This is a genomic window from Nesiotobacter zosterae (assembly GCF_033843645.1).
GTDB classification, from domain to species: domain Bacteria; phylum Pseudomonadota; class Alphaproteobacteria; order Rhizobiales; family Stappiaceae; genus Pseudovibrio; species Pseudovibrio zosterae.
Genome location: NZ_JAWXVZ010000009.1, coordinates 30,541 through 55,957, shown reverse-complemented (window position 1 = coordinate 55,957; position 25,417 = coordinate 30,541). Strand labels below are relative to the sequence as shown.

At 56.3% G+C, this 25,417-nt stretch carries 20 protein-coding genes; 15 read left to right on the top strand and 5 right to left on the bottom strand.

The genetic code is table 11. The features are described 5' to 3' along the window. Positions 1–14: 14 nt before the first annotated feature. The 6 genes from Q3Y58_RS14210 to Q3Y58_RS14185 all read left to right on the top strand — a co-directional run bounded on the left by Q3Y58_RS14210 (position 15) and on the right by Q3Y58_RS14185 (position 6,065). Positions 15–869 (top strand): ABC transporter ATP-binding protein, encoded by an 855-nt coding sequence (locus tag Q3Y58_RS14210; RefSeq protein ID WP_274219984.1) that lies wholly within the window; start codon positions 15–17, stop codon positions 867–869. Positions 870–972: 103 nt separating this feature from the next. Next, a complete protein-coding gene (locus tag Q3Y58_RS14205; protein WP_319622686.1) occupies positions 973–1,962 on the top strand; it encodes a ribonuclease T2 family protein in 990 nt (329 codons plus the stop codon). Between the two features lie 74 nt (positions 1,963–2,036). Continuing rightward, on the top strand, positions 2,037–3,278 hold the full coding sequence (locus Q3Y58_RS14200) for a phenylacetate--CoA ligase family protein (RefSeq protein ID WP_319622685.1): 1,242 nt from the start codon (positions 2,037–2,039) through the stop codon (positions 3,276–3,278). A 163-nt stretch (positions 3,279–3,441) separates the two neighbouring features. Next, positions 3,442–4,503: a ferrochelatase gene (gene hemH / locus Q3Y58_RS14195; RefSeq protein WP_319622684.1), complete on the top strand. Its 1,062-nt coding sequence runs from the start codon at positions 3,442–3,444 to the stop codon at positions 4,501–4,503. A 120-nt stretch (positions 4,504–4,623) separates the two neighbouring features. Continuing rightward, positions 4,624–5,604: an SPFH domain-containing protein gene (locus Q3Y58_RS14190; protein WP_274219987.1), complete on the top strand. Its 981-nt coding sequence runs from the start codon at positions 4,624–4,626 to the stop codon at positions 5,602–5,604. 8 nt (positions 5,605–5,612) lie between these two features. Further along, a complete protein-coding gene (locus Q3Y58_RS14185; RefSeq protein ID WP_319622683.1) occupies positions 5,613–6,065 on the top strand; it encodes an NfeD family protein in 453 nt (150 codons plus the stop codon). A 7-nt stretch (positions 6,066–6,072) separates the two neighbouring features. Here Q3Y58_RS14185 and Q3Y58_RS14180 read toward each other — a convergent pair whose 3' ends face one another. The 3 genes from Q3Y58_RS14180 to Q3Y58_RS14170 all read right to left on the bottom strand — a co-directional run bounded on the left by Q3Y58_RS14180 (position 6,073) and on the right by Q3Y58_RS14170 (position 8,952). Continuing rightward, positions 6,073–6,927, bottom strand: a complete 855-nt coding sequence (locus Q3Y58_RS14180; protein WP_319622682.1) for a flagellar motor protein MotB — start codon at positions 6,925–6,927, stop codon at positions 6,073–6,075. A 21-nt stretch (positions 6,928–6,948) separates the two neighbouring features. Then, entirely contained in the window at positions 6,949–7,719 is a 771-nt protein-coding gene (locus Q3Y58_RS14175; RefSeq protein ID WP_274219990.1) for a motility protein A, read from the bottom strand. A 219-nt stretch (positions 7,720–7,938) separates the two neighbouring features. Then, entirely contained in the window at positions 7,939–8,952 is a 1,014-nt protein-coding gene (locus Q3Y58_RS14170; RefSeq protein WP_274219991.1) for a KpsF/GutQ family sugar-phosphate isomerase, read from the bottom strand. 234 nt (positions 8,953–9,186) lie between these two features. Between Q3Y58_RS14170 and Q3Y58_RS14165 the strand changes: the two genes are divergently transcribed. From Q3Y58_RS14165 to Q3Y58_RS14150, 4 genes are all read left to right on the top strand, one after another. After that, positions 9,187–10,650 (top strand): outer membrane beta-barrel protein, encoded by a 1,464-nt coding sequence (locus Q3Y58_RS14165; protein WP_319622681.1) that lies wholly within the window; start codon positions 9,187–9,189, stop codon positions 10,648–10,650. A gap of 181 nt (positions 10,651–10,831) precedes the next feature. Beyond that, on the top strand, positions 10,832–12,049 hold the full coding sequence (locus tag Q3Y58_RS14160; protein ID WP_319622680.1) for a lytic murein transglycosylase: 1,218 nt from the start codon (positions 10,832–10,834) through the stop codon (positions 12,047–12,049). A gap of 51 nt (positions 12,050–12,100) precedes the next feature. Then, positions 12,101–13,246: an SGNH/GDSL hydrolase family protein gene (locus tag Q3Y58_RS14155; RefSeq protein ID WP_319622679.1), complete on the top strand. Its 1,146-nt coding sequence runs from the start codon at positions 12,101–12,103 to the stop codon at positions 13,244–13,246. 130 nt (positions 13,247–13,376) lie between these two features. Continuing rightward, the gene (locus Q3Y58_RS14150) at positions 13,377–14,702 is read left to right on the top strand and encodes a methyl-accepting chemotaxis protein (RefSeq protein ID WP_274219995.1); all 1,326 of its coding nucleotides are present in this window, start codon (positions 13,377–13,379) and stop codon (positions 14,700–14,702) included. A gap of 92 nt (positions 14,703–14,794) precedes the next feature. Here Q3Y58_RS14150 and Q3Y58_RS14145 read toward each other — a convergent pair whose 3' ends face one another. Next, the gene (locus tag Q3Y58_RS14145) at positions 14,795–16,228 is read right to left on the bottom strand and encodes a glutamate synthase subunit beta (protein ID WP_319622678.1); all 1,434 of its coding nucleotides are present in this window, start codon (positions 16,226–16,228) and stop codon (positions 14,795–14,797) included. 9 nt (positions 16,229–16,237) lie between these two features. Then, positions 16,238–20,968, bottom strand: a complete 4,731-nt coding sequence (gltB, locus tag Q3Y58_RS14140; protein ID WP_319622677.1) for a glutamate synthase large subunit — start codon at positions 20,966–20,968, stop codon at positions 16,238–16,240. A 643-nt stretch (positions 20,969–21,611) separates the two neighbouring features. Here gltB and Q3Y58_RS14135 point away from each other — a divergent pair. The 5 genes from Q3Y58_RS14135 to Q3Y58_RS14115 all read left to right on the top strand — a co-directional run bounded on the left by Q3Y58_RS14135 (position 21,612) and on the right by Q3Y58_RS14115 (position 25,331). Beyond that, positions 21,612–21,911: a BufA1 family periplasmic bufferin-type metallophore gene (locus Q3Y58_RS14135; protein WP_274219998.1), complete on the top strand. Its 300-nt coding sequence runs from the start codon at positions 21,612–21,614 to the stop codon at positions 21,909–21,911. 78 nt (positions 21,912–21,989) lie between these two features. Further along, positions 21,990–22,874 (top strand): MNIO family bufferin maturase, encoded by an 885-nt coding sequence (gene bufB / locus Q3Y58_RS14130; protein WP_319622676.1) that lies wholly within the window; start codon positions 21,990–21,992, stop codon positions 22,872–22,874. Further along, the gene (locus tag Q3Y58_RS14125; RefSeq protein WP_319622675.1) at positions 22,858–23,631 is read left to right on the top strand and encodes a DNA-binding domain-containing protein; all 774 of its coding nucleotides are present in this window, start codon (positions 22,858–22,860) and stop codon (positions 23,629–23,631) included. Before bufB ends, Q3Y58_RS14125 begins: the two co-directional genes overlap by 17 nt. A 22-nt stretch (positions 23,632–23,653) precedes the next feature. Further along, complete coding sequence (locus tag Q3Y58_RS14120) at positions 23,654–24,238, top strand: DoxX family protein (RefSeq protein WP_274220001.1); 585 nt, start codon at positions 23,654–23,656, stop codon at positions 24,236–24,238. 61 nt (positions 24,239–24,299) lie between these two features. Further along, on the top strand, positions 24,300–25,331 hold the full coding sequence (locus tag Q3Y58_RS14115) for a threonine aldolase family protein (protein ID WP_319622674.1): 1,032 nt from the start codon (positions 24,300–24,302) through the stop codon (positions 25,329–25,331). Positions 25,332–25,417: the final 86 nt, after the last annotated feature.

Sequence of the window (25,417 nt, the reverse complement as noted above, 5' to 3'; positions counted from 1 at the left end):
TCGGGAACAGGAAGATGACAGCAAGCGCACACGCGACGCAGACACCGGCGGGACAACAGGATGTGACGGAGACCATTCTGTCCGTGAACAACATCGAAGTGATTTATGATCACGTGGTTCTGGTGCTCAAAGGCGTTTCCCTGACAGTGCCCAAAGGCGGCATCGTGGCGCTGCTGGGTGCCAACGGCGCGGGCAAGACGACGACACTGAAAGCCATTTCCAACCTGTTGCAGGCCGAACGCGGTGAAGTGACCAAAGGCTCCATCGAGTTCCATGGCGAACAGGTGCAGGCGCTTTCGCCCAACGCGCTGGTGCGGCGGGGCTGCATTCAGGTGATGGAAGGACGCCACTGTTTTGGCCACCTCTCCATTGAAGACAATCTATTGACCGGAGCTTACACCCGAAAAGACGGTTACCACGAGGTGCGCCGTGATTTGGAGATGGTCTATGAGTACTTCCCGCGCTTGAAAGAGCGCCGGTCTTCGCAGGCGGGCTACACATCCGGCGGCGAGCAGCAAATGTGTGCGGTGGGCCGTGCCCTGATGAGCCGCCCGGAGATGATCCTTCTGGACGAGCCTTCCATGGGGTTGGCACCGCAGCTGGTGGAGGAAATCTTCGAGATTGTGAAGAAGCTCAACAAGAACGAGGGTGTGTCCTTCCTTCTGGCGGAGCAGAACACCAACGTGGCGCTGAAGTACGCCACCTACGGCTACATCATGGAGGCCGGTCGGATCGTGCTGGACGGTGAGGCATCAGCCTTACGGGAGAACGAGGACGTGAAGGAGTTTTACCTTGGTGTCGGCGGGGAAGGGCGCAGGTCTTTCCGCGATGTGAAGCACTATAAACGCCGCAAGCGCTGGCTCGCCTAAGGGAAGTAATCCACGTTTTAAACCGGATGACGCTTGTGTCTGTATTGAGGTTCAATCGGAAAGCTCAGAGACTCTCTGGCAGAGGGACAGATCGGAGATTTCGATGAAAATACTCACGCAGATCGCAATGGCGACAAGCACGAGTCTGATGGCCGCACAGGCCGGGGCACAAATCCCGTTGGATGGCTATTTCATCGCGGAAGATGTGTGTCCTGCTTACCAATCGCTTCGCAAGGAAACCAATCCGGGTTCCGTTTATGTGGAGCAGGGACGGGCCTACCATGTGGTGGCCAAGAACAAGGATGAAGCGACCCATTTTCTGGTGCGCATCGAGGGCGCTGACCCCGAACAGCGCTGGGTTCCGGTGGCCTGTGGCATTCGAACGGTGGTTGTTGAGGATGACGGACGGTTTACGCCGATCTCCGGCTCGGCAACCGGGAAATCGGACTATGTGCTGGCGGTGAGCTGGCAGCCGGGTTTTTGCGAAACACGGCCCGACAAACTGGAGTGTCAGACGCAGACAAGCATGCGGATTGATGCGGAGAATTTCTCGCTGCATGGCTTGTGGCCACAGCCACGCAGCAACGTCTACTGCGATGTGCCAAGAGGCTATCGTCGGTTGGCGGAACAAGGCCATTGGGATGAGCTGCCCTCACTGGAGCTGAGTGAGGATACAGCGCGCACCCTTGGCCACATCATGCCCGGTGTTGCCTCTCATCTCGATCGGTATGAGTGGGTAAAGCACGGCACCTGTTTCGGTCCGGATGCGGAAGCTTACTATCGCGAGTCCATCAACTTGCTGGCGCAGGTGAACCTGTCCGGTGTGCGGGATTTGTTTGTTCGCAATCTGGGTGACTATGTGGGCGGAGATGAAGTCCGCCGGGCGTTTGACTCCGCCTTTGGTCCGGGGGCTGGAGACCGCGTGTCTCTGGTCTGCGCTGAAGATGGTGGGCGCACCTTGATCACGGAACTGCGGGTCAACCTTGCTGGTGATCTGGAGTTCGGCATGCCGCTGAGAGACTTGCTGAAAGCGGCGCCAAAGGCAAAACCGGGATGTGATGGCGGCGTGGTCGACGTCGTGGGGCTGCAGTAAAACAGCTCTTCTCATCATCCCCTGGGGGCGGAGCTTTCTGCCCCCGATGAGACTGAAAAGGCCAGGAGGGGATGATGAACCCACAGCACTTCGATGAGCGTGAAACACGCAGTCCCGAGGCACGAGAAGCCGAGCTTTTCGCGCGGTTACCTGAATTGATCGCCCATGCCTTGGAAACGGCAGAGGGTTGGCAAGAGCATTTGGCAGGCATTGACCCTGCTTCTGTAACGAGCCGTGAAGCGCTTGGAAGCCTGCCGGTTTTGCGCAAGTCGTCGCTCCTTGAAGCGCAGGAAAAGCGTCCGCCGCTCGGAGGGTATACCACCGTTGCGCCAACCGCCTTTGAGCGTGTTTTCATGTCGCCCGGCCCGATTTGGGAGCCGCAAGCGGGCGGGAGCGACCCATGGGCTGGCGCCCGCGCGCTTTTTGCAGCAGGTGTGCGCCCGGGGGATCTGGTCCACAACGCCCTGTCCTATCACATGACGCCCGGCGGGTTCATTCTAGATTACAGCGCCCGCGCGATGGGCTGCACCGTGTTTCCAGCGGGCATTGGCAACACGGATTTGCAGGTGCAGGCCATGGCAGCGCTGAAGCCAAAAGCCTACACGGGCACACCGGACTATCTGAAGGTCATCATGGACCGAGCTGAGGAGCTGGGTGTTGAGCTTGGCTTTTTGAAGCTGGGTCTGGTGTCCGGTGGTGCGCTTTATCCATCCTTACGTGAGGAGTATGCCCGCCGTGGCGTTAAGGTGAGCCAGTGCTACGCGACCGCAGATCTTGGCGTGATTGCCTATGAAAGTGAGGCCATGGAAGGCATGGTGGTCAACGAGGATTACATCGTTGAAATCGTGCGTCCGGGAACAGACGATCCTGTCGCCCAAGGGGAAGTGGGGGAGCTGGTTGTGACCACGCTCAACAAGGACTACCCCTTGATCCGGTTTGCGACCGGAGATCTTTCCGCCGTGCTGCCGGGCGTATCATCTTGTGGGCGCACTAACATGCGTATCAAAGGCTGGATGGGCCGGGCCGACCAACGCACCAAGGTGAAGGGCATGTTTGTTGACCCGGCACAGGTGGCGCGGGTGAAGAACGCCCATGCGGAGATTCGCAGGGTGCGCCTTACGGTGTTGCGCCAAGGGGAACAGGACCACATGGAGCTTTCCGTGGAAACAGAACAGGCTGATGACGGGCTGGATGCGCGCATTCAGGCGTCGCTGCGTGAGCATACCGGCCTTTCTGGCAGCGTGAAGTTGGTTGACGTCGGGTCTTTGCCCAACGATGGCAAAGTGATTGCAGACGAGCGCCCAATAGACAACTGAGTTGGTGAGGCGGAGCGCTGCTCCGTTTTACACCAGTCATTAGTTTTAGCGGGTTACCAATAAGTTTTTCTGACTTGCGACCGGTTGTGCTCTCGTCAAAAAAGCATTTAAGCCTATGTAAGCTACGTGTTTTTATGATGATGGGTGCACAATGGTCGCTGAGATGGAAGCATTAGAAAAAGAACGGCCCGCTGAGGGGCAAATTCCGCATGTGAAGGACCATCCGCCTGTAAAGTTCGGCAAGGTTGGTGTGCTGCTGGTGAATTTGGGTACTCCTGACGGGACTTCCTATTGGCCGATGCGGCGCTATCTGGCCGAGTTTTTGACCGACAAACGCGTCATCGAGTGGCCCAAGCTGCTGTGGTACCCAATCCTTTACGGGATCGTGCTGTCCAAGAGGCCGCAAAAGTCCGGTAAGGCCTATGAGGAAATCTGGAACAAGGAGCTGGACGAAAGTCCGCTGCGAACCATCACACGCAGCCAATCTGACCAACTGGCTGAGAGCTTTGGAAAAGAGTTTCCCAATGTGGTTGTGGATTGGGCCATGCGCTATGGCAACCCCTCCATCAAATCACGGCTTGCCAACCTGAAAGAACAGGGCTGTGACCGCATTCTGGTGTTTCCGCTTTACCCGCAGTATGCAGCGTCCACAACGGCGACGGTGAACGACGAAGTGTTCCGCGCGCTTATGGAAATGCGCTGGCAACCCGCGATCCGCACGGTGCCGCCGTACCATGACGACGAAACCTATGTGGATGCCCTGGCGGAATCGGTAAAGCGCAAGCTTTCTGAGCTGGAACACGAGCCGGATGTGGTTCTGACTTCGTACCACGGCATTCCGCAGAGCTATTTCAAGAAGGGCGACCCCTATCACTGCCACTGCATGAAGACCACGCGGTTGATGCGTGAGAAGCTGGGTTGGGACAAGGACAAACTTCGAGTGACATTCCAGTCCCGTTTTGGGCCGGAAGAGTGGTTGCAGCCCTATACGGACAAGACGGTCGAGAAGCTGGCCCAGGATGGCGTCAAGCGCATTGCGGTGATGGAGCCGGGTTTCGTCTCCGATTGTTTGGAAACGCTTGAGGAAATTGCCGGTGAGGCTGCGGAAATCTTTGAGGAAAATGGCGGTGAGGAATTCACCCATATCCCATGCCTCAATGACAGCGATTTGGGCATGAAGGTGATCGAGACAGTTGTGCGGCGGGAGCTGCAAGGCTGGGCCTGAACCGGCGTATTTACCAAGTTGTGGCGTCTGCAATCGGAAAGCGGTTGCAGGCGTTTTTTTTGTCTTGAATTGCGTGTAGGGTGCCTCCGGAAAAATACGCTGCGTTAGGGGCAAGCTACAATGGACGTTCTTGGAATTAACATAACCCTCCTTATTCTGGTTGGGTTGATCATCCTCGTAATCTTGGCGGGTGTGAAGACTGTGCCGCAGGGCTTCAACTACACAGTTGAGCGTTTTGGTAAGTATCGCACGACCTTGAAGCCCGGCCTTAACCTGATCATCCCGTTCCTGGATCGCATCGGTCACAAGCTGAACATGATGGAACAGGTGCTGGACGTGCCTGCACAGGAAGTCATCACAAGGGACAATGCCACGATCACGGCAGATGGCGTGACATTCTATCAGGTTGTGGACGCAGCGCGCGCGGCCTACGAGGTTCTTGGTCTGCAGAATGCAATCTTGAACCTGACCATGACCAATATCCGTAGCGTTATGGGATCCATGGATCTTGATGAGCTGTTGTCCAACCGTGACACGATCAACGCTCAGCTTTTGCGCGTTGTAGACGCTGCGGCCGAGCCATGGGGCGTTAAGGTGACGCGCATCGAGATCAAGGATATCAATCCGCCTGCTGATCTCGTGGAAGCGATGGGACGCCAAATGAAGGCCGAACGTGAAAAACGCGCGGCTATTCTGGAAGCTGAAGGTGACCGTCAGGCCGAGATCAACAAGGCGGAAGGTGTGAAGCAGTCACTCATCCTTGAAGCTGAAGGTCGCCAGCAAGCTGCGTTCCGGGATGCTGAAGCGCGTGAACGTCTGGCGGAAGCCGAAGCAAAGGCAACAGAGCTGGTATCCAAGGCGATTGCCGAGGGTGACATGGGTGCCGTGAACTACTTCATTGCCACCAAGTATGTTGAAGCCTTCGGTGAGCTTGCCAAGTCTCCAAACCAAAAGACCATCATGATGCCAATGGAGGCCTCTTCGCTGATTGGTTCTCTTGGCGGTATTGCGGAGATCAGCAAGGACATCTTTAATGAGCAAGCACGTGAGGAACGCCGCCGCGCACGCTCTGTGCCGAATGTCGGTTCCTCCGAGGAATAAAGAAGCTCATGCGTGATATCGTTGACTATCTTGGACCCTACACTTGGTGGGTTCTTGGGTTGATCCTCCTGGGGCTGGAAATCATAGCCCCGGGGTTCGTGTTCTTGTGGTTCGCCATTGCTGCCATTATGGTTGGCGTGCTCGCCATGTTCGTGGACCTGACCTGGCAGTGGATGGTGTTTCTGTTCGGCGTTCTTTCTCTGACAACGTTGATTGTCGGCCGGAAGTGGGCTTCAAGCCGCTCCAAGAATGAAGGCGATGAGATGCTCAATCAAAGGGGCAGCCGCTATATTGGGCGCACCTTCATCTTGCGCGCGCCGATCGAGCAGGGGCAAGGCTCACTCAACATCGATGATACGGTGTGGCGGGTACGCGGACCGGACTTGCCTGAGGGCACCTTGGTCAAGGTGGTGCGCATTGAAGGCGTTTCTCTGGTCGTGGAGGAACCCAAAGCGACCTGAGGCCTGATCAGGGCTGATAATCCTGAGGCAGAGGCGGTTCTTCTGCCATCAACAGCACGGAAATACGACGGTTTGCAGCCAGAAAGGGGTCGTTGGGAAAGAGGGGCTCGGTATCCGCTTTGCCAACGACCGAGTGAATGCGATCTGACGGCAGACCACTCTCAGTCAAGATGTGCTGAGCCGCATTGGCGCGACCAGTGGACAGATCCCAAAGGCTTGCCGCGTTGGAGCGGGCGGTGTAGCCGGACGTGGTGTGACCTGTGACGCGGATGCGGTTTGGCATCTGCGACAGGACCGGGGCCATCTTGGCAAGAAGACGGCGCGTGATCTCATAGGGGTACTTGGAGCCCTCCGGGAACATGGAGCGGCCTTCCTGATCGACAATCAGGATGTTCAAGCCTTCTTCAGTCTCTTCCATGATAATATTGCTGGAAAGCTCAGTGATTTCAGGCATTTCCTGAAATGCTTGGCGTAGTGAAACCGCCGCGGTAGCAAACTGGCGCGGCTTTTCCACGTCCGTTTCTTCTACACTGTGGGTGTTGGCTTCCGGCCCCTGCTTTCTGCGTTGCATGTGGGAGACCGTGGCAAAATCCGCATCACGCAGCTCTTCCAGAAGAGAGGCGTCCTTCATGTAATCACGAAGCGGAACACCATCGAGCTCGATGATGCCGGTACGCTTGGACTCCTGCTTGATGCCGAAGGCATCGCGGATGGAACCTGCAACCACCTGCAGCTTTTGTTGGTCCTGCACCGAGAATGAGATGATAAGCACGAAGAAGCAAACAAGCAGGGACATGAGGTCAGCAAAGGTGACCAACCATGAAGGGGCGCCGCCGTCTCCTGCTTTCTTTCTGCGTGCCATGAAAGCCTGATCCTTCCCGCGTTACGCGGCTTGTTCCATAAACTCTTCGCGGTGATGTTCTGGCATGTAGGCCAGCAGCATTTCGCGGATCAGGGTTGGGCTCTTGTTGTCCCGGATCTGCAATACACCGTCTATGATGAGCGTCTGGTTCAGCTCTTCCATATCGAACTTGGCGTCCAGCTTGTCCACGATTGGCAAGCAGAAGACGTTTGCGATCACGGAGCCATAGAGTGTTGTGAGAAGCGCGATTGCCATGGATGGGCCAATGGTCGACGGATCGTCCATGGTTGCCAGCATCTGCACGAGGCCAACCAGTGTGCCGATCATGCCAAAGGCCGGTGCCGCTTCTCCGAGCGCCTTGTAAACGCGTTTGCCTTCTTGAAGACGCGTCAGATACAGATCGCGCTCTCGTTCCATGGAACTGCGAATGTGATCATGCTCATAGCCATCTGCGATGAACTGGATGCCTTTGGTGAGATAGGGATCTGAAACTTCAGCGGTTTCAAGACCGAGTGGGCCTTGCTTGCGTACGATATCCGCCAGATTGGCAATTTCTTCGATCAGGTCGCGGGGCTGCACGTTCTTGTGCGTGAACGCTTCCTTGCCGCCAAGCACGAAGGCACGGGCGATGCCGGACAGCGGAAAACGCACCAGTGTCGCTGCCATGCCGCCGCCAATCACGATGAGAATCGAGGGCAGGTCAATGAACTGGGAAAAACTGCCGCCGATAAAGATCGCGATAGCAATAACCGCGCCTGCAGCAATGATGCCGATTATGGTTGCGAGATCCATTCGTGAGCCCTGTTGAGACCTGTGCTTGTCTACTTCGGCTCAGACTACGCGATTTATGACTAATCAAATCCTAATGAAACTCGAATTATTGCTTGTGAAGTTTACCAGTTCACATCTGTGTAGAAGGTCGGAAAGAGGGGCGCGCCCTGTTGGATAGCGCTGTTGTGCGCTCAAAAAAAAGCCGGGAACATGTCCCGGCCTTTCGAACACTCATTGTGATCACGCAGCGCCAATGCGCAGCAAGTCGTGCAAGTGGACGATGCCCACCGGGCGAGAATCCTCGACCACAAACAAGGCGGTGATGGCCATGGAGTTGATCATCTCCACGGCAGAGGCCACCAGCAGATCACCCGTGATGGTTTTGGGATCTTCTGTCATGATTTCCTCTACGGCTTTGTCGAGGAAGTCAGAGGAGATGTGGCGGCGCAAGTCACCATCTGTGATGATGCCCTTGAGCTGACCAAGTTCATTGACGATGCCGAGCACGCCGAAGCCTTTTTGCGTCATGAGCACAATCGCTTCGCGCATAGAGGTGCCGAGCTTGGCTAGTGGCATGGTGTCGCCGCCATGCATGACATCGCGTGCATGCTGCAGGCTGGCCCCTAGGCGGCCACCTGGATGGTAGACCTTGAAGTCCTGTGCGGTAAAGCCACGTGCTTCGAGCAGAGCGATGGACAGGGCATCGCCAATGGCAAGCTGCAGCAGCGTGGATGTGGTTGGTGCGAGCCCATGCGGGCAGGCTTCTTCAACTCTTGGAAGCGCCAGAACAATGTCGCTTGCCTTGCCGAGCGCACTGTCCTTCTTCGACGTGATGGAGATCAGCGGCACGCGGAAGCGGCGTGTAAAGGCAATGAGGCTTGCCAATTCCTGTGTCTCGCCCGACCAGGAGATGGCGATGACCACATCATCTTCAGTAATCATGCCGAGGTCGCCGTGGCTGGCTTCGCTGGCATGCACAAAAAAGGCTGGTGTGCCAGTGGATGCCAGTGTGGCGGCAATTTTGGTGCCGATAATCCCGCTCTTGCCGATGCCTGAAATGATGACGCGACCGGTGGACTTGGCGATGGTCTCAATGGCGCGCGTAAAAGGCGCGGACAGACCATTGCCAAGTGCAGCGCTTAGCGCCTGCAGTCCTGTGATTTCAGTTTGGATGGTGCGCTCAGCGGAGAGCAGCCAGTCTTCGGAGGGCGTTACAATTCGCTCTTCGTGCTTTTGAAAAGAAGGCATGTGCATGGTTTATAGGCCCCTCAGGCAAACGCTTAGGCATCGAAATTTTGGGAACGTGCAGCAAGGCCTGAAATATCGCACCTTCGCGCTGATATGTTCAAGGCCGGAGTTTCATTACCAAAAAATAAACGGGAAAACAAATGGAGTGACTACTGAGTTTTCAAGGGAGCGTTAACCATAATGCCGCAAAAGTTGTATGTGGTTTTTTAGGAAGCGCAGCTGCGGCTGTGGATGGTTTGAATGCATCGGTGCTGGGTCGCGTTGATCTATACTCTCTGTTTTGGTGTTTCAACGCCTGCGGCTTTGGCGCAGAGTGCGAGCGATCCGCTGCGCGGTTCGCTTTCTGCCGATGCTGAGGTCATTGGTTCTGAACAGGAATTGAATCAGGCAGCAGCAGCGGGTGGTGCTCAAGGGGATGTCAGCGCTCTGCGCCCGACTTACCGGGAGGGTGCGCTGTCCAAGGCGCGCGTTGGCGCCCGTGCTCCCCGATTCTCCGAGCGGCTTTCTGCAGCGCAAGCACGTGCAGGTGGTGGTGCCACAGAAGATCCACAGTCTGGGATATTTGATGGCGAAACACAGCGGGACCGGCCGGAGGGCCTGCGAGTCGGACGATTTGTCGTGGTTCCGAACCTGACCTCAGGGACGGGCTGGACCGACAACGCCGCCAAGACCGCAGGAGGGGAGGCCGACGGCTTCTACTCTGTTGAGGGCGGTTTGGATGCTCGGTCAGACTGGTCACGCCATGAGTTGGCCTTGAGCCTGCGCGGAAGTTATCAGGCGTTTTTCGAGGATGGTGATAACAACACGCCGCAATTTTATGCTGCTGCGGATGGCAGGGCGGATCTTTCGGAACAGACACAGATCCTGACGCGAGGCACTTACAGTTTCACCCGTGAGGCCCGTTCCTCAGCAGAAAACACAGTGACGACTGGACGAACAGCCAGTCGGCAGGAGTTTGGCGGTTCAATTGGTGTGCAGCGCCGTGTTGGCGTTGTTGGTGCTACCGCCTCAATTGAAGTGGACCGCACTTTGTATGGTGCCGAGGCGAGCTCTGATGACAGCACCCGAAACAACACCGTTTTCAGCAGCACCTTGAGGCTGGAAAGTCAGGGCGGAGGGGTTCTGGGAACCTTTGTTGAAGCGGGCGGGCTCCTGCGCCGCTATGACGATGAGTGTGCACCGGGTTCAATCGATTGTGTGGACCGTGACGCTCATGGCTACCAGATCCGCGGCGGCATCATGATTGACCGCGGCCCAAAGCTTGCCGGCGAACTCGGCCTCGGGTGGCGAAGGGAGACGCCGGAGGACGATCAGCTAAGTGATTTGAAGGGGCTACTGGTAGATGGCTCTCTGGTTTGGTCGCCGAGCCGACGCGATACAGTCACCTTTGGCGCCCAAACAGGCTTTGAAGCCTCCAGCCTTGATGGCGCGACGGGATCATTGCTCTACTCCGGATCCCTGGCCTATGCCCATCAGTTCACGGAGGATCTGGTAGGGGACGTCGGAGCGGCATTTTCCTATCGTGAGTACGAGGGCATTGCTCTTGATGAGCGAGATTTCAGTTCCACCGTTGGACTGACCTGGGCGTTCTCGGATTTTGCAGCGCTTGAAACCCGGTACACCTTCGAAGCGTTTCGAAGCTCTGAACCCGGGCGCAATTATGACAGCAGCACCATTGAGGCGGGCTTGAGATTAAGGCGGTAGTTTTGCCTGAAGATCTGTCTCTTATTCTTCTGGTTGTTCCATGAAAACTCTGAAAACCAGAGGTTTTCCACTTTAACAAATATGCGGTGACATGTTTTAGCCAAGCTTTATGGGCCAATTTTCGACACGAGTTTGGCGTAAAGTTTCGCTTAAATCTGATGAAACCAAAACGGAGACTTTAGTGAGGCGACTAATTCGCAAGGCGCTGATCGGCCTAACACTGCTATTCACTGTAAACGCCGGGTCAGCCTGGGCTGATGCGGGCTTTGATCGCTGGGTTCAGGGCTTCTGGCCGGAGGCCCGCAAGGCTGGGATTTCCCAGAACCTCTATGTGGACGTGTTCCGTGGCATGACGCCTGATCCGGACGTGATCCGCAAGGCGGAAGACCAGCCCGAGTTTACTCGCGCCATTTGGCAGTATCTGGACTCAGCTGTATCCGACAAGCGTATCGAAAACGGCCAGCGTATGCTCGACGAGTGGGGCGGATGGCTTGATCAGATCGAAGCCCGGTATGGTGTCAGCCGTTACGTTGTGGTGGCCATTTGGGGCATGGAAAGCTCCTACGGTCAGGTGCTTGATAACCCGAAAATCGTCAAGCATACGATCCGCTCGTTGGCGACACTGGCCTACAAGGGCGGCAAACGTTCCCGCTTTGGCCGTACCCAGCTGATTGCTGCGCTCAAGATCTTGCAAAATGGCGATGTAACCCACGGCGATATGGTGGGTTCCTGGGCCGGTGCGATGGGGCACACCCAGTTCATTCCAACCACTTATCTTGCGCATGCTGTAGATGTGACAGGTGATGGACGCCGGGACATCTGGAATACCATTCCCGATGCTCTGGGATCGACGGCGGCTTATCTGCGCGATTCAGGTTGGAACACGGGCAAAACATGGGGCTATGAGGTCAAGCTTGCTCCCGGCTTCAACTACACGCTGGCGGATATGAAGACCAAGCGGACACTGGCACAGTGGTCCCAACTTGGTGTGCAACGCGTTGGTGGCCGCGCCTTTCCTCGGCCGTCTGACCAGGCGATGTTGTATCTGCCTGCAGGCGCCAAGGGGCCAGCCTTCTTGATGCTGGATAACTTCCGGGTCATCAAGCGCTACAACAATGCCAATGCCTATGCTTTGGCAGTGGGGCACTTGAGTGATCGACTGATGGGCTTTGGGGAGTTCTCCTCTTCTTGGCCACGCGGAGATCGCCCGCTGAATCTTCAAGAACGCTCGGAAGTGCAACGCCTTTTGAACCGTGGCGGCTACTCTGTTGGAAAAGTTGATGGCAAAATTGGCCCCAACACCAAGAGAGGTGTGATGGCCTACCAAAAGTCGCGGGGCATGACCCCGGATGGATACGTTTCGCTTGACTTGTTAAGTCGCTTGAAACGAGACTTCTGATAGGACTTGCTCCGGCCACCGTTTCGGCGGGGCCGGAGGAACCTGTAGAAGTTGGCTGGATTTGTTGTGATGCGTCATAGCGTGGTGTTTAAAGTTCTTGCATTGGCCCTGTGCTTTGCCGTTGCAGAACCCATTTTGATAACCGAGGCACATCACGCCTACGCTCAAAGCCGCGAACGCGGGTCTTCGGGTGGGGGCTTCTTCTCCAAGCTGTTTGGCGGGATCTTCAAGCCGAAGCAGCAGACCAGAGAGCGCAAGATAAAACAGCGCTCACCTTCCCGAACAACCAAACGGCGCAGCACCCGGCCAACCCAAAGGGCGGCCCCGGTTGCCCCTCAGATCAATGAGGAACCGAAAAACGACGACGCCAAGGTGTTGCTTGTTGTCGGAGATGATCTGGCGGGAGGGTTGGCAGATGGCCTGCGGGCTGTATACGCCAAGACGCCGTCCATTCGCGTCAAGAAGCTGGTTTATCCCAGCACCGGACTTGTGCAAGACAAGTCGCCAGATTGGCCGGAGGATGTTTCCAAGACATTGGCGCTGGAAGATGTGGGGCTGGTTGTTGTCTCGCTTGGTGCCAAGGACGACGCGGGTATTCGCTTTGGTGAGCAGGAGGTTGCTTTCCAGTCTCCCGAGTGGATGAAGCAGTATCGCTTTCGCGTTGCTTCGCTGGTCGCTTCAATTCGCAACGAGCAGCTTCCCATGATCTGGGTGGGACTCGCTCCAGCCGAAGACTATTTAAAAACAGCGAATTACAGCCTCATAAATGACCTGTACATGGAACAGGTTGAGCCGTCCGGTGGTATCTTTGTGGATATCTGGGATGCATATCTGGATGAAAATGGGGTCTACACGAGCCACGGGCCGGATATTAACGGCAAGCGGACCCGGCTTCGTTCCCGCGATGGTGTATTTTTTACATGGGACGGCTACCGGAAGATGGCCTTCTTCGTGGAGCGGGAGATTGCGCGCGTGTTCGGCAGCGCGAGTGCCTTCATCTTCGAGGGGGTCAAGGATGACCCCAACTTCATGGTGCTTACGGGCCGGCTAACTTCCCCGGAAACAAAGCTAATTTCCAATTCTGATGAAAAACAGAAACCTGTTCCCGGAACAGCGCAACACAAGCTGACGGTATCTGGTGCCGACCTTCCTAACGTTACGGGACGTGTTGACGAGAACCGTTGGCCCATTTTCTAAGATTGCTGATTGGAATTAATCCAAAAGTAGTTGTACGTAAGTCCATTTTACCAACCTAAATAAATGGAGCGTTTACGTTATTTCGCGCATGATCCGGGGCAGTGATCTTAAAATATCAGGAATGCGCGAAATGCCGGCCGAAGAATCGAGCGTTTTTCAGTTTTCGATTGTTGGAAAGTTCGTTTTGATCGTACTGCTTGCTCTGGCCATTATGGCGGGTGGTACTCTGTTTTCCTTTCACAACATCTACAGTGCGCTGACTGAATTTTCGAGTGATGGAAGAGGCCTTGGTGGGCCCGATGAGGCAAGTGCTCTCATCATCGACCAGCTGTTGTTCATTGCAGCCGCCTGTACGCCTGTTGGACTTGCGTTCATGGCGCTGGCTGTCTGGCTGGGCCGAGGTATAATGACCTCGCTCAATCAGCTGCAACATGATCTGGACGGGTTGGCTGATGGCAAGCTGGACACGCCGATCTCGGGCACCAAGCGCGGGGATGAGATTGGCGATATCGCGCGCTCTGTGGCAACTTTCCGCGTGATCCTGCGTGAAAAGGCTGAGGCGGATGCCAAAGCACATATGGAGCACGAGCTGAAAGTTGCCGAAGAGCGTCAGCAGGCGTTGGCGTCCGTTGCGGTAAACTTCGAGCAGACGGTTGGCGGGGTCATCTCTGAGCTGCTCGAGATCAGCACCACTGTGGAGCAGCGCTCCAAGGAACTCGATGAAAGCGTTCATCATGCAGCAGAGATCATGTCTTCGTCTCGCGTGGCCGCAAAGACAACGCAGGACTCAGTGAGTGACATCGTTGAAGCCGCAAGTGAGATTTCCACTTCGTCGAACAGCATCGGTACCGAGATGGAGCAGGCAGCAGGCTTTGCCCGCGAAGCGGTGAACCATGTGGAAGCGACTGACGAAATTGTACGCCGACTTGCAGAAAGCGGGAAAGCGATTGGCGAAGTGATCGCGTTGATCGATCAGATCGCAGGGCAGACCAATCTTCTTGCCTTGAACGCGACCATAGAGGCTGCTCGAGCCGGAGAGGCTGGACGAGGCTTTGCCGTGGTCGCCAGTGAGGTGAAAACGCTTGCTGGGCAAACCTCAAAGGCGACGGAAGAAATTGCGAGCCAGGTGGAATCTGTCCAAGCGGTGGCAGATCAGGCCGTTGGGGCTATTGGTTCCATTGGTGAGACGATCAAGAAGATCAGCCGCATTTCCGAGAACATCAACGCATCTGTTCATGGCCAACGGCAGGCGACGGAAGACATTTCTCGCAACCTTGGCAGCGCTCACGATACCGCGCGCCGTGTTGCCCATGACATGGATGGCTTGGGTGAAAGCTACAATGGCACCAAGAGTGCGTCTTCTGATCTGCATGTCGTTGCAGGCCAGCTTGGCTCTGTTTCGCAGGAGCTGCGCGGCGCGGTCTCAAACTTTTTGCAAACAGTGAAGGCGGCTTAGGCGGTCTGACAGTCGTCGACGCTTCGGCAATTGAAAAAGGGCGCTGGGAAGAACCCAAGCGCCCTTTTTGCATGTCTGGTCTGGTGCCGTGATCAGCGTGGCAGATCGGATGATCCTGTCAGAAACTCGTCGATGGAGCGAGCAGCCTGGCGGCCTTCGCGGATCGCCCAAACCACCAAAGACTGTCCTTTGCGGACATCGCCAGCGGCGAACAGACCCGGAATGCTGGTCTTGTAGTCTTCCGTGTTGGCTTTCACGTTGGTGCGTGCATCCAGCTCCAGCTTGTCTCCGGCTTCCTTGATGTAGGTGTTCAGCTCAGGTCCTGAGAAGCCGATCGCTGCCAGCACAAGGTCTGCCTTGAGGATGAATTCAGTGCCTTCAATTGGCGCGCGCTTTTCGTCAACGCGGGCGCACTTTACGCCGGTGACGTTGCCACCCTCATCGCCGATGATCTCCAGCGTTGCGGCCTGAAACTCACGTTCTGCGCCTTCCGCCTGAGAGGAGGAGGTGCGGAACTTGGTCGGCCAGTACGGCCAGAACGCAAACTTGTCTTCCTTGACCGGAGGAACCGGGCGGATGTCCATTTGCGTTACTGACAGGGCGCCTTGCCGGAAAGAGGTGCCCACACAGTCTGATGCGGTATCACCACCGCCGACAACCACCACATGCTTGCCACCAGCCCAGTACGGGGTCTCGTGGGAGACGTCCTCACCACCAACGCGGCGGTTCTGCTGAACGAGGAACGGCATTGCGTACATGGCCCCGTTCAGATCCATTCCCGGAATCTGTGGGTCACGTGGCCGCTCTGCACCGGCACACAGCAAGGTTGCATCATGACGGTCGTGGAGTTCTTCGAGCGTTACATCCTTGCCGATCTCGCAGTTGTAGTGGAAGACAACGCCTTCCGCTTCCATCTGCTCGACACGGCGATCGATGTAGTGCTTTTCCATCTTGAAGTCAGGAATACCGTAGCGCATCAGGCCGCCAGCGCGGGGCTCGCGTTCATAAATGTGCACGGTGTGGCCTGCACGTGCGAGCTGTTGACCTGCGGCCATACCTGCAGGACCAGAGCCGATGATGGCGACAGTCTTGCCGGTCTTGTGGGCTGCCGGTTCCGGCTTGATCCAGCCTTCCTTGTAGGCGCGGTCGGCGATGGCCTGTTCCACGGTCTTGATTGAGACCGGGACGTCTTCAAGGTTCAAGGTGCACGCTTCTTCGCAAGGTGCCGGACAGATGCGACCGGTGAACTCCGGGAAGTTGTTGGTGGAATGCAGGTTGCGAGCTGCCTCTTCCCACTCACCGTTGTAAACAAGGTCGTTCCAGTCCGGAATCTGGTTGTTTACAGGGCAGCCCGTGGGGCCGTGACAGAACGGAATACCGCAATCCATGCAGCGCGCAGCCTGACGGCCCACTTCCTGTTCAGGCAGCGGAACGGTGAATTCGCGGAAGTGACGAATGCGGTCCGATGCCGGCTGGTACTTTTGCTCCTGCCGATCGATCTCCAAAAAGCCAGTTACTTTTCCCATTGTCTTCCCTTATTCCGCTGCTGCCAGACCCATACGCGCTGCTTCCATTTCCTTGAGCGCGCGGCGGTATTCAACAGGCATGACCTTCACAAATTTTGGACGCCATTCCTGCCAGTTGTCGAGGATCTCCTTGGCTTTGGATGAACCGGTGTACTTCACGTGGTTCTCAAGGACGCCGCGCAGACGCTCATCGTCGTGACGCGTCATGTCCGCTGAAATGTCCACCCGGCCCTTGTGCTCGATGTCACCGCCGTGATGGTGGAGTTTTTCAAGCAGGTCATCTTCCTCTGTCACTGGTTCGATGTCGACCATTGCCAGATTACAGCGCGAAGCGAAGGCGTTGTCTTCGTCCAGAACATAGGCCACGCCGCCGGACATGCCCGCAGCGAAGTTGCGGCCGGTCTGTCCAAGAACGACAACCACACCGCCGGTCATGTACTCACAGCCGTGATCGCCGACGCCCTCCACAACGGCGGTCGCGCCGGAGTTTCGAACCGCAAAACGCTCACCGGCAACACCCCGGAAGTATACCTCGCCTCCAGTTGCACCGTAGAGCACAGTGTTGCCCACGATGATGGAGTTTTCAGGAATGATGCGTGTATCTTCTGGTGGGCGTACAATGATGCGGCCACCGCACAGGCCCTTGCCAACGTAGTCATTGGCATCCCCCTGCAGATCCATGGTTATGCCTTTAGACAGGAATGCACCAAATGCCTGGCCAGCCGTACCTGACAGGGAAATGTGAATGGTATCGTCCTTCAGACCCTTCGCACCATAGCGCTTGGCCACTTCACCTGAGAGCATTGCGCCAGCTGAGCGGTCTACACTGCGGATTTCGGCCGGGAAGCTGACGGCTTCCTTTGTTTCCAGCGCCGCAGCTGCATTGGCGATCAGCTTGCGGTCCAGAATGTCCTCAATCGGGTGGCTCTGGGTTTCGCTCCAACGGCTCTGTTCCGGTGTCGCATCAGGACGGTAGAACAGGCGTGAGAAGTCGAGGCCCTTTGCCTTCCAATGGTCAATGGCATCGCGCTTGTCGAGAATGTCGGAACGACCGATGATCTCGTCGAGCGAGCGATAGCCGAGGGCAGCAAGCAGGGAACGCAACTCTTCTGCAACGTAGAAGAAGTAATTGATCACGTGCTCTGGCGTGCCCTTGAAGCGCTTGCGCAGAACGGGGTCCTGCGTTGCAATGCCGACCGGGCAGGTGTTGAGATGACACTTGCGCATCATCAAGCAGCCTGCTGCGATAAGCGGTGCCGTGGAGAAACCGTACTCATCAGCACCGAGAAGAGCACCAATGAGAACGTCTCGGCCAGTGCGCAGACCGCCATCCACCTGAAGGGCCACACGAGAGCGCAGGCCGTTCAGAACCAGTGTCTGCTGGGTTTCTGCAAGGCCCATTTCCCATGGCGAACCGGCATGCTTGATGGAGGTCAGCGGGGATGCTCCTGTGCCGCCGTCATAACCGGAAACGGTGATGTGGTCCGCACGTGCCTTTGCCACACCTGCTGCAACGGTACCGACACCCACTTCTGAAACCAGCTTGACCGAGATGTCTGCAGTCGGATTCACGTTCTTGAGGTCGTAAATCAGCTGAGCCAGATCTTCGATCGAATAAATGTCGTGGTGCGGTGGTGGGGAAATCAGACCAACGCCAGGTGTTGAGTGACGCACCTTCGCAATGACAGCATCGACCTTGTGGCCCGGCAACTGCCCACCTTCACCCGGCTTTGCGCCTTGCGCCACCTTAATCTGGATCATGTCGGCGTTGACCAGATATTCGGCGGTCACACCAAAGCGGCCGGAAGCGACCTGCTTGATGGCAGAACGCTCTGGGTTTGGAGAGCCGTCCGGCAGTGGGGTGAAGCGCTCGGGCTCTTCACCGCCTTCACCGGTGTTTGACTTGCCGCCCAACCTGTTCATGGCCACTGCCAGCGAGCTGTGTGCTTCGCGGGAGATGGAGCCAAAGGACATGGCGCCAGTAGAGAAACGCTTCACGATTTCGTGGGCAGATTCCACCTCATCCACGTTGATTGGGCGACGGCCCAGTTCTTCAGCGGTCTTGATGCGGAACATGCCGCGAATGGTGTAGCGGCCGGTTTCCTCGTTAATCTGCTTTGCAAACTCGAGGTACTTTTCCGGCAAGTTGTTGCGAACCGCATGCTGCAACGTTGCGATGCTGTCTGGGGTCCACATGTGGTTTTCACCGCGAACGCGATAGTTGTAGTCCCCACCAACGTCCAGAGAACGGCGCAGAACCGGAATGTCATCGAACGCAGCGCGCTGACGCATGACGGTTTCTTCAGCCACTTCCTGAAGGCCGATGCCTTCAATGGTGGTGGCGGTGCCGAAGAAGTACTTTTCGACGAAAGCAGAGTTCAGGCCAACGGCGTCAAAAATCTGCGCGCCGCAGTAGGACTGATAGGTGGAGATGCCCATCTTCGACATGACTTTCAGCATGCCTTTGTTGATGGACTTGATATAGCGTTCAACGACTTCGAACTCGTCCACCTCTTCCGGGAAATGCATCTCGGAGTGCATGGAGCGCAGAGTTTCGAAGGCAAGGTATGGGTTGATTGCCTCTGCACCGTAGCCAGCCAGAACGCAGAAGTGATGCACTTCACGGGCTTCACCGGTTTCCACCACAATACCAACGGAGGTGCGCAGACCCTTGCGGATCAGGTGGTTATGAACCGCAGCAGTTGCGAGCAGGGCTGGGATCGCCAGACGCGCGCGCGAAACCACACGGTCTGACAGAATGATGATGTTGTAGCCGTTGTGAACGGCTTCTTCAGCGCGCTCACAAAGACGCTCCAGCGCCTTTTCCATCCCTTCAGCACCGTTGTCGGTGGAGTAGGTGATGTCCAGCGTTTTGGTTTGGAACTGATTGTCGGCCATGTCGCCAATGGCACGGATCTTTTCAAGATCTGCATTGGTGAGGATCGGCTGCCGCACTTCCAAACGCTTGGAGGTGGCAAGGCCTTCCAGATCGAACAGATTCGGGCGCGGGCCAATGAATGAGACTAGGCTCATCACCAGTTCTTCACGGATCGGGTCGATCGGTGGGTTGGTCACCTGCGCGAAGTTCTGCTTGAAATAGGTGTAAAGCAGCTTTGACTTGTCAGAGAGGACAGAGACGGGCGTGTCCGTGCCCATGGAGCCAAGCGCTTCCTGACCGACTGTCGCCATTGGCTGCATGAGCAGCTTGATGTCTTCCTGCGTGTAGCCGAAAGCTTGCTGACGGTCGAGCAGGGTTTCACCCGCGACCGGCGCGCGCTCGCGTACTGCTGGCAGGTCCTCAAGTACGATCTGCGTGCGGTGCACCCAGTCTTTATATGGGTTCGCCGTAGACAGCTCGCGCTTGATGTCTTCATCAGAGATGATGCAACCTTTTTCAAGGTCGATCAGCAGCATCTTGCCCGGCTGAAGCCGCCATTTCTGAACGACTTTCTCCTCGGGAATGTCCAGTACGCCAACTTCTGAGGACATCACAACGAAGTCGTCATCGGTCACGATATAGCGGGCGGGGCGTAGGCCGTTACGGTCCAGCATGGCGCCGATCTGGCGACCATCGGTAAACGCCACAGCGGCAGGGCCATCCCATGGTTCCATCAGTGCTGCATGGTACTGGTAGAACGAGCGGCGGTTCTCGTCCATCAACGGATTGCCAGCCCAAGCCTCAGGGATCAGCATCATGGCCGCATGGGACAGGGAGTAACCACCCATCACGAGGAACTCGAGCGCGTTGTCAAAGCACGCCGTATCTGATTGCCCCTCATAGGAGATCGGCCAGAGCTTGGAAATGTCGTCACCGAACTTGGGCGATGACACGGAAGCCTGCCGGGCTGCCATCCAGTTTACGTTGCCACGCAAGGTGTTGATTTCACCGTTGTGGGCAACCATCCGGTATGGGTGGGCCAGATCCCAAGATGGGAACGTGTTGGTTGAAAAACGCTGGTGCACCAGTGCGAGAGCAGACGTGAAGCGCTCATCGCGCAGGTCATTATAGTAAGCGCCCAGCTGGTAGGCCAGGAACATGCCTTTGTAAACGATGGTGCGGCTGGAGAACGACACAACGTAGAAGCCTTTTTCTACAGCGTCGGACTGGGCGCGCACTTGGTTAGAGATCACCTTGCGGGCAATGAACAGGCGGCGTTCCAAAGCCATGTCATCTGCGCCAACGTCCTCGGAAGTGACGAACAACTGGCGGGAGACCGGCTCTGTTGCTGCAATGTCTGGCGCTTTGGACAGGGAAGAATTGTCCACCGGAACATCGCGCCAACCGAGGACCGTCAGGCCTTCCTTGGCTGCGCATTCGGCAATAATTCCCTCGCACTTGGCGCGCAGAGCATCATCTTGCGGCAGGAAGAAGAAGCCAACGCCGTATTTATCTGCGTCTGGTAGCTTGAAGCCGAGCTTTTCTGCTTCTTCCTTGAAAAAGTCGTGCGGGATCTGTGTGAGCATACCTGCACCGTCGCCCATGAGCGGATCGGCACCTACAGCGCCGCGGTGGGTCAAGTTCTCAACGATCTGAAGACCGCTCTTTACAACGTGATGGGACTTCACACCCTTCATGTTGGCAATGAAGCCAACACCGCAGGCGTCGTGTTCCTTGGCTGGGTTATAAAGGCCCTTCTCGGCGGCAGTGCGGAGAGTGTCCTTAACTGTGCCTGTTGTGGCACGGGTCACTGGTTTCTGGCCCCCACTAATATGCACCGTCTGTCCTCCTGTCCTCGCCATAATCGGCCTCACTTTCAGTCACTCTCTGCGCAAGCAGAGTCAGGTCTATCGTTCGGGTCGCGTACTCCAATGACGCGGCTCGTTCGAAGCCCAGGCACTTGTGCCACGGATCTGTCGAATGAAGAGCGTTCCTCTACGCTGTTGTAGGGACACCCTGATACGGAGTTGCCTCCGACCTCTTAACGCTTAGCCAACTATAACGCATTGCGATATGTCGGCCTGCAGGAACTTTTTCTCAGTTCCCTCTCTGGTTTTATGCTTCATTAAATATAGCGCATTCAGTTTTCTCAAGAAAACGTGAGCAGCGTGTGACGCTACATTATAAGGGACAGTAGTCCTGTCCTATCCGAAGCTGGCGAAAGATGCCAGATTTCTTAATCTAGAGCAAGCAAGAAGTTCTGCCCAAAGGTTGCAGTTCTTTCAATGTTTTTGCCGAATTTGTCGAATTCGCATTGGCGGCTAAAGATAATCGCAACAATCTTTCTAAAGGCTGCTCACGCGTGCGAAGAACTTTCTTTTCTGCGTCCGCTCAAGTGATTGTAACGGGCCTTTGATTTCCTGTTGAGCGGGAACTTCGGCAAAGTCCAGTTGCGAGCGGGAAAGATCTTCCTGCGATCCGACAAGATTAACTAGGAGAACCCCCATGAGCAATAAAGGTGTATCCGCAGCAGTTCTGGCTGGCGCGGTTGCTGCTGCCGTCATTTCCGTAAACGCGCCGACTGCGGCGTATGCTCAGGCAAAAGAAAAGTGCTACGGCGTTTCTTTGGCTGGCGAAAACGACTGTAAGGCCGGTGCTGGTACCACCTGCGCAGGGACATCCACCGTTGACTACCAAGGCAATGCATGGACGCTGGTTCCAAAGGGCACTTGCGAAACCATGGAACTACCGGGCGGCCGCCAGGGGTCACTGACCGAGTTGGATCGCGATAATCCAGAGGCATAGTCGCTAGCGATGCTTCGAGGCGGCTGTCGTGATGATGGGCGGCTGCCTCCGGAGCCTCTTTGAACACCGGAGGGTCTCATGTCTCAGAGCGAAAGAATCAGCGCGACAGTTCCTGCGGGCGCGGGGCTCGGTTTGAAAGCCGACCACTATGCCCAGATTCTGGAGACGAAACCCGCTTTGGGTTTCTTTGAGGTCCATGCCGAGAACTACATGGGGGCTGGCGGACCTCCGCACGCCTATCTGAAGGCCATCCGTGCGCGCTATCCGATCTCGCTTCACGGTGTTGGTCTGTCCATTGGCGGCATGCAGCCCCTCAACAAAGACCATTTGCAACGGGTGAAGCAGGTTCACGACCGTTATCAGCCGGGCTTGTTCAGTGAGCATTTGGCTTGGTCTTCGCATCAGCCAGCCTACTACAATGACTTGTTGCCGCTGCCTTACACGGAAGAGACCCTTCAGCGTGTTGCTGACCACATTGATGAGGTGCAGCAGGTGCTGGGCCGACAAATGCTGCTGGAAAATCCATCCACCTATGTCCTTTTTGAAGACAGCGTCATAGAGGAAACCGACTTCCTGATGCGCGTAGTCGACAAGACCGGCTGTGGTTTGCTGCTTGATGTAAACAATGTTTTTGTGTCGGCCACCAACTCGGGCCGATCCGCTTCGGAGTATCTGACGTCGTTTCCCGTTGAACATGTGGGCGAAATACATCTGGGCGGTCACGCCCCGGATGAAGATGAGCAAGGCCATCCTCTGCTCATAGATGCACATGACCGCGAAGTTGCCGATCCGGTTTGGCATCTCTACCGTGCTGTGATCGACCGCGTTGGTGCCGTACCGACCTTGATCGAGTGGGATGCCGAGGTGCCCGCTTGGGAAGTGCTTTATGCCGAAGCCCAACGGGCTCAAGCCATTTTGACCCAGCGCCAGAAGCAGGGAGCGTCCTATGCCCAGGTCAGCTGAGCAGGTGCTTGCGTCCTTTTCTGGAAATTTGACGCGTTCAGACTTCTTGGTGCCAACCGGCCTTGTTGGACGGGACGGTGAAACGTCGCAGCGCCGGTTTGAGGTTTACAGAAACAACGTCTTGAGCAGCCTGAGCGCTGCGCTTGCCGCTAATTTTCCCGCGATTCAACGTTTGCTCGGTGAGGAATACTTCAAGGCACTTGCGGTGGAGTTTGTTCGGCAATCGCCGCCCACCCAACCTGTGCTTTCTGAGTATGGAGCAGACTTACCAGAGTTCGTGCGGAGCTTCCCGCCTTTGGCTGACTACCCCTATCTTGGTGATGTTGCCTCTTTGGAGTGGGTATGGCTGAAGGCCTACCATGGCGCAGAACTGGCGGTGACCGCTGCCGAGCAGTTGCAAGAGGTGACAGGTGAACGCCTCAATGAAGTGAGATTTAAGGTTCATCCAACCGCGTCCTCGGTGATCTCACAGTTTCCAATCTATGAAATCTTCAAGGTGAACCGTGATGGGGCTGCTGCCACCCCGGTGGCGGGCGGCGGCCAAGGCGTGCTTGTGGTGCGCCCCGGCATGCATGTTGTTGTTGAGCAGGTTTCACCTGAGACCCTCTTTCTTTTTGAGCAGTTGAAACAAGGCGTTTCCCTTGGTGCAGCCGCAGAAGCCGGTCTCTCACAGTTTCCGGGGTTTGATCTCGGAAGTTGTCTGTCGTCACTACTTCAGACGGGCGCGCTCGCTCAGGTCCTGATGGCTGATACTTAACGCATAATCGCAGGAGGGCATTATGTCTGGAATCATCTCACCCTTGGTGAGCATCTACACGGGTATTTTTGGTGCGATTGAGCGCGCTGCAGGCGATTGGTTCCTTGGGCTTTTGGCGCGTGTGGTGTTTGCCAGTGTGCTGTTTGGCTACTTCTGGAACTCTGCACTGACCAAGATCAGTGATGGTCTTCTCGGGTTTCTCACTCCCACAACAGGGGCCTATGCGCAGATCTTGCCCCAAATCACCGAAGCAGCCGGATATGATGTGAGCCAGATTGCCTTCTTTCCATATGGTCTGATTGTCCTCATGGGAACGTGGGCCGAGTTTGTCCTGCCAGTGCTGGTAGTGATCGGGCTCTTCACGCGCGGAGCCAGTCTGGCCATGATCGGGTTCCTTATTGTGATGACCTATGTGGACATCACGGGCCATCATGTGGACATGGGCACCATTGGCGGTTTCTTTGACAACGCGCCAAACAGCGTGATTGCCGATCAGCGTGTCATGTGGGGCTTCCTGCTGCTTTATCTCGTCATTCGCGGCCCGGGTTTGTTGTCTGTTGATGGCCTACTGGGCAAACGGACGCAACCTACTGAAAAACTGGCCTAATGATGGCCTCCGAGTGCAAGATTTGGCTTGCCTCGCGCACCAACGCTGGTATGCGTAGGTCATGATCTTTTCGAGTGATAACTGGGCTGGTGCCACGGACGCCGTGATGGCGGCTTTGGCCCGCCATACGAGTGGATTTGCGCCTGCTTACGGTGTGGATCCGCTGAGCCGCTCCATTGAAGCGAAGTTCAACGAGGTTTTTGAGCGCGAAGTGGCCGTTTTTCTGGTTTCCACCGGAACAGCAGCCAACTCTCTTGCCTTGGCTAATTATGCCAAGCCGGGTGGAGCCGTTTTCTGCCACGAGGAATCGCATATCGTGGTGGATGAGTGCGGGGCCCCTGAGTTCACGACTGGTGGCAACAAGCTGTTCGGCATTGCAGGTGAACATGGCAAGATCAATGCGGCCTCTTTAGCAAAGGCGCTGACAGCCATTCCTGAGGGCGTGGTGCACCACGGTCAGGCCTCTGCGGTTTCCATTACCCAAGCGACCGAAATCGGAACGCTTTATACACCGTCGGAAATCGCTGCGATTAATGAAGTGGCCAAGAGCCGCGGTCTGCCTTTACACATGGATGGTGCCCGCTTTGCCAATGCACTGGTGTCATTGGACATCAGCCCAGCGGAAATGACCTGGAAGCAGGGCGTGGATGTGCTCTCTTTCGGCGCAACCAAGAACGGGTGTTGGTGCGCTGAAGCGGTGGTGTTTTTCAATCCGCAGGATGGCGCAGGTTTTGAGTATCTGCGTAAGCGGTCGGCCCAGCTTTTCTCAAAGAGCCGCTTTATCTCCGCACAGTTTGAAGGTTTTTTCGAGGACGACAACTGGTTACAAACAGCGCGCCATGCCAACGCTATGGCCAGGCGTCTTGCTGAAGGCCTGAAGGCTGCAGACGGTGTTGATCTGCCGGTTTGGCCACAAGCGAACGAGGTGTTCCCAATCATAAGCCGAGTCAAAGCCGCTGAGCTTCAAAAGGCAGGCGCGGGATTCTATGAATGGCCAGCGGAAGGCTTGCCAGAAGACCGCCAGATGATCCGCCTGGTAACAAGCTTTGCGACAACGACTGGTATGGTCGACGAGTTCATCAGCTTGCTGTAGCGGATTGCATTCGTTACGCAAAAAACGGTCCCTTATGGGGCCGTTTTTTGTTGGAAAGTCGGGAGGGGAAAAGCGCCCCGCAGGGG

Excerpts from the sequence above, each read along its gene's own strand:
- Q3Y58_RS14165 (WP_319622681.1), top strand. The coding sequence starts at position 9,187 with ATGCATCGGTGCTGGGTCGCGTTGATCTATACTCTCTGTTTTGGTGTT.
- Q3Y58_RS14135 (WP_274219998.1), top strand. The coding sequence starts at position 21,612 with ATGAGCAATAAAGGTGTATCCGCAGCAGTTCTGGCTGGCGCGGTTGCT.
- Q3Y58_RS14125 (WP_319622675.1), top strand. The coding sequence starts at position 22,858 with ATGCCCAGGTCAGCTGAGCAGGTGCTTGCGTCCTTTTCTGGAAATTTG.
- gltB (WP_319622677.1), bottom strand. The coding sequence starts at position 20,968 with ATGGCGAGGACAGGAGGACAGACGGTGCATATTAGTGGGGGCCAGAAA.
- Q3Y58_RS14145 (WP_319622678.1), bottom strand. The coding sequence starts at position 16,228 with ATGGGAAAAGTAACTGGCTTTTTGGAGATCGATCGGCAGGAGCAAAAG.
- Q3Y58_RS14205 (WP_319622686.1), top strand. The coding sequence starts at position 973 with ATGAAAATACTCACGCAGATCGCAATGGCGACAAGCACGAGTCTGATG.
- Q3Y58_RS14200 (WP_319622685.1), top strand. The coding sequence starts at position 2,037 with ATGAACCCACAGCACTTCGATGAGCGTGAAACACGCAGTCCCGAGGCA.
- Q3Y58_RS14170 (WP_274219991.1), bottom strand. The coding sequence starts at position 8,952 with ATGCACATGCCTTCTTTTCAAAAGCACGAAGAGCGAATTGTAACGCCC.
- Q3Y58_RS14175 (WP_274219990.1), bottom strand. The coding sequence starts at position 7,719 with ATGGATCTCGCAACCATAATCGGCATCATTGCTGCAGGCGCGGTTATT.
- Q3Y58_RS14185 (WP_319622683.1), top strand. The coding sequence starts at position 5,613 with ATGCGTGATATCGTTGACTATCTTGGACCCTACACTTGGTGGGTTCTT.
- Q3Y58_RS14120 (WP_274220001.1), top strand. The coding sequence starts at position 23,654 with ATGTCTGGAATCATCTCACCCTTGGTGAGCATCTACACGGGTATTTTT.
- hemH (WP_319622684.1), top strand. The coding sequence starts at position 3,442 with ATGGAAGCATTAGAAAAAGAACGGCCCGCTGAGGGGCAAATTCCGCAT.
- bufB (WP_319622676.1), top strand. The coding sequence starts at position 21,990 with ATGTCTCAGAGCGAAAGAATCAGCGCGACAGTTCCTGCGGGCGCGGGG.
- Q3Y58_RS14190 (WP_274219987.1), top strand. The coding sequence starts at position 4,624 with ATGGACGTTCTTGGAATTAACATAACCCTCCTTATTCTGGTTGGGTTG.
- Q3Y58_RS14115 (WP_319622674.1), top strand. The coding sequence starts at position 24,300 with ATGATCTTTTCGAGTGATAACTGGGCTGGTGCCACGGACGCCGTGATG.
- Q3Y58_RS14210 (WP_274219984.1), top strand. The coding sequence starts at position 15 with ATGACAGCAAGCGCACACGCGACGCAGACACCGGCGGGACAACAGGAT.
- Q3Y58_RS14150 (WP_274219995.1), top strand. The coding sequence starts at position 13,377 with ATGCCGGCCGAAGAATCGAGCGTTTTTCAGTTTTCGATTGTTGGAAAG.
- Q3Y58_RS14180 (WP_319622682.1), bottom strand. The coding sequence starts at position 6,927 with ATGGCACGCAGAAAGAAAGCAGGAGACGGCGGCGCCCCTTCATGGTTG.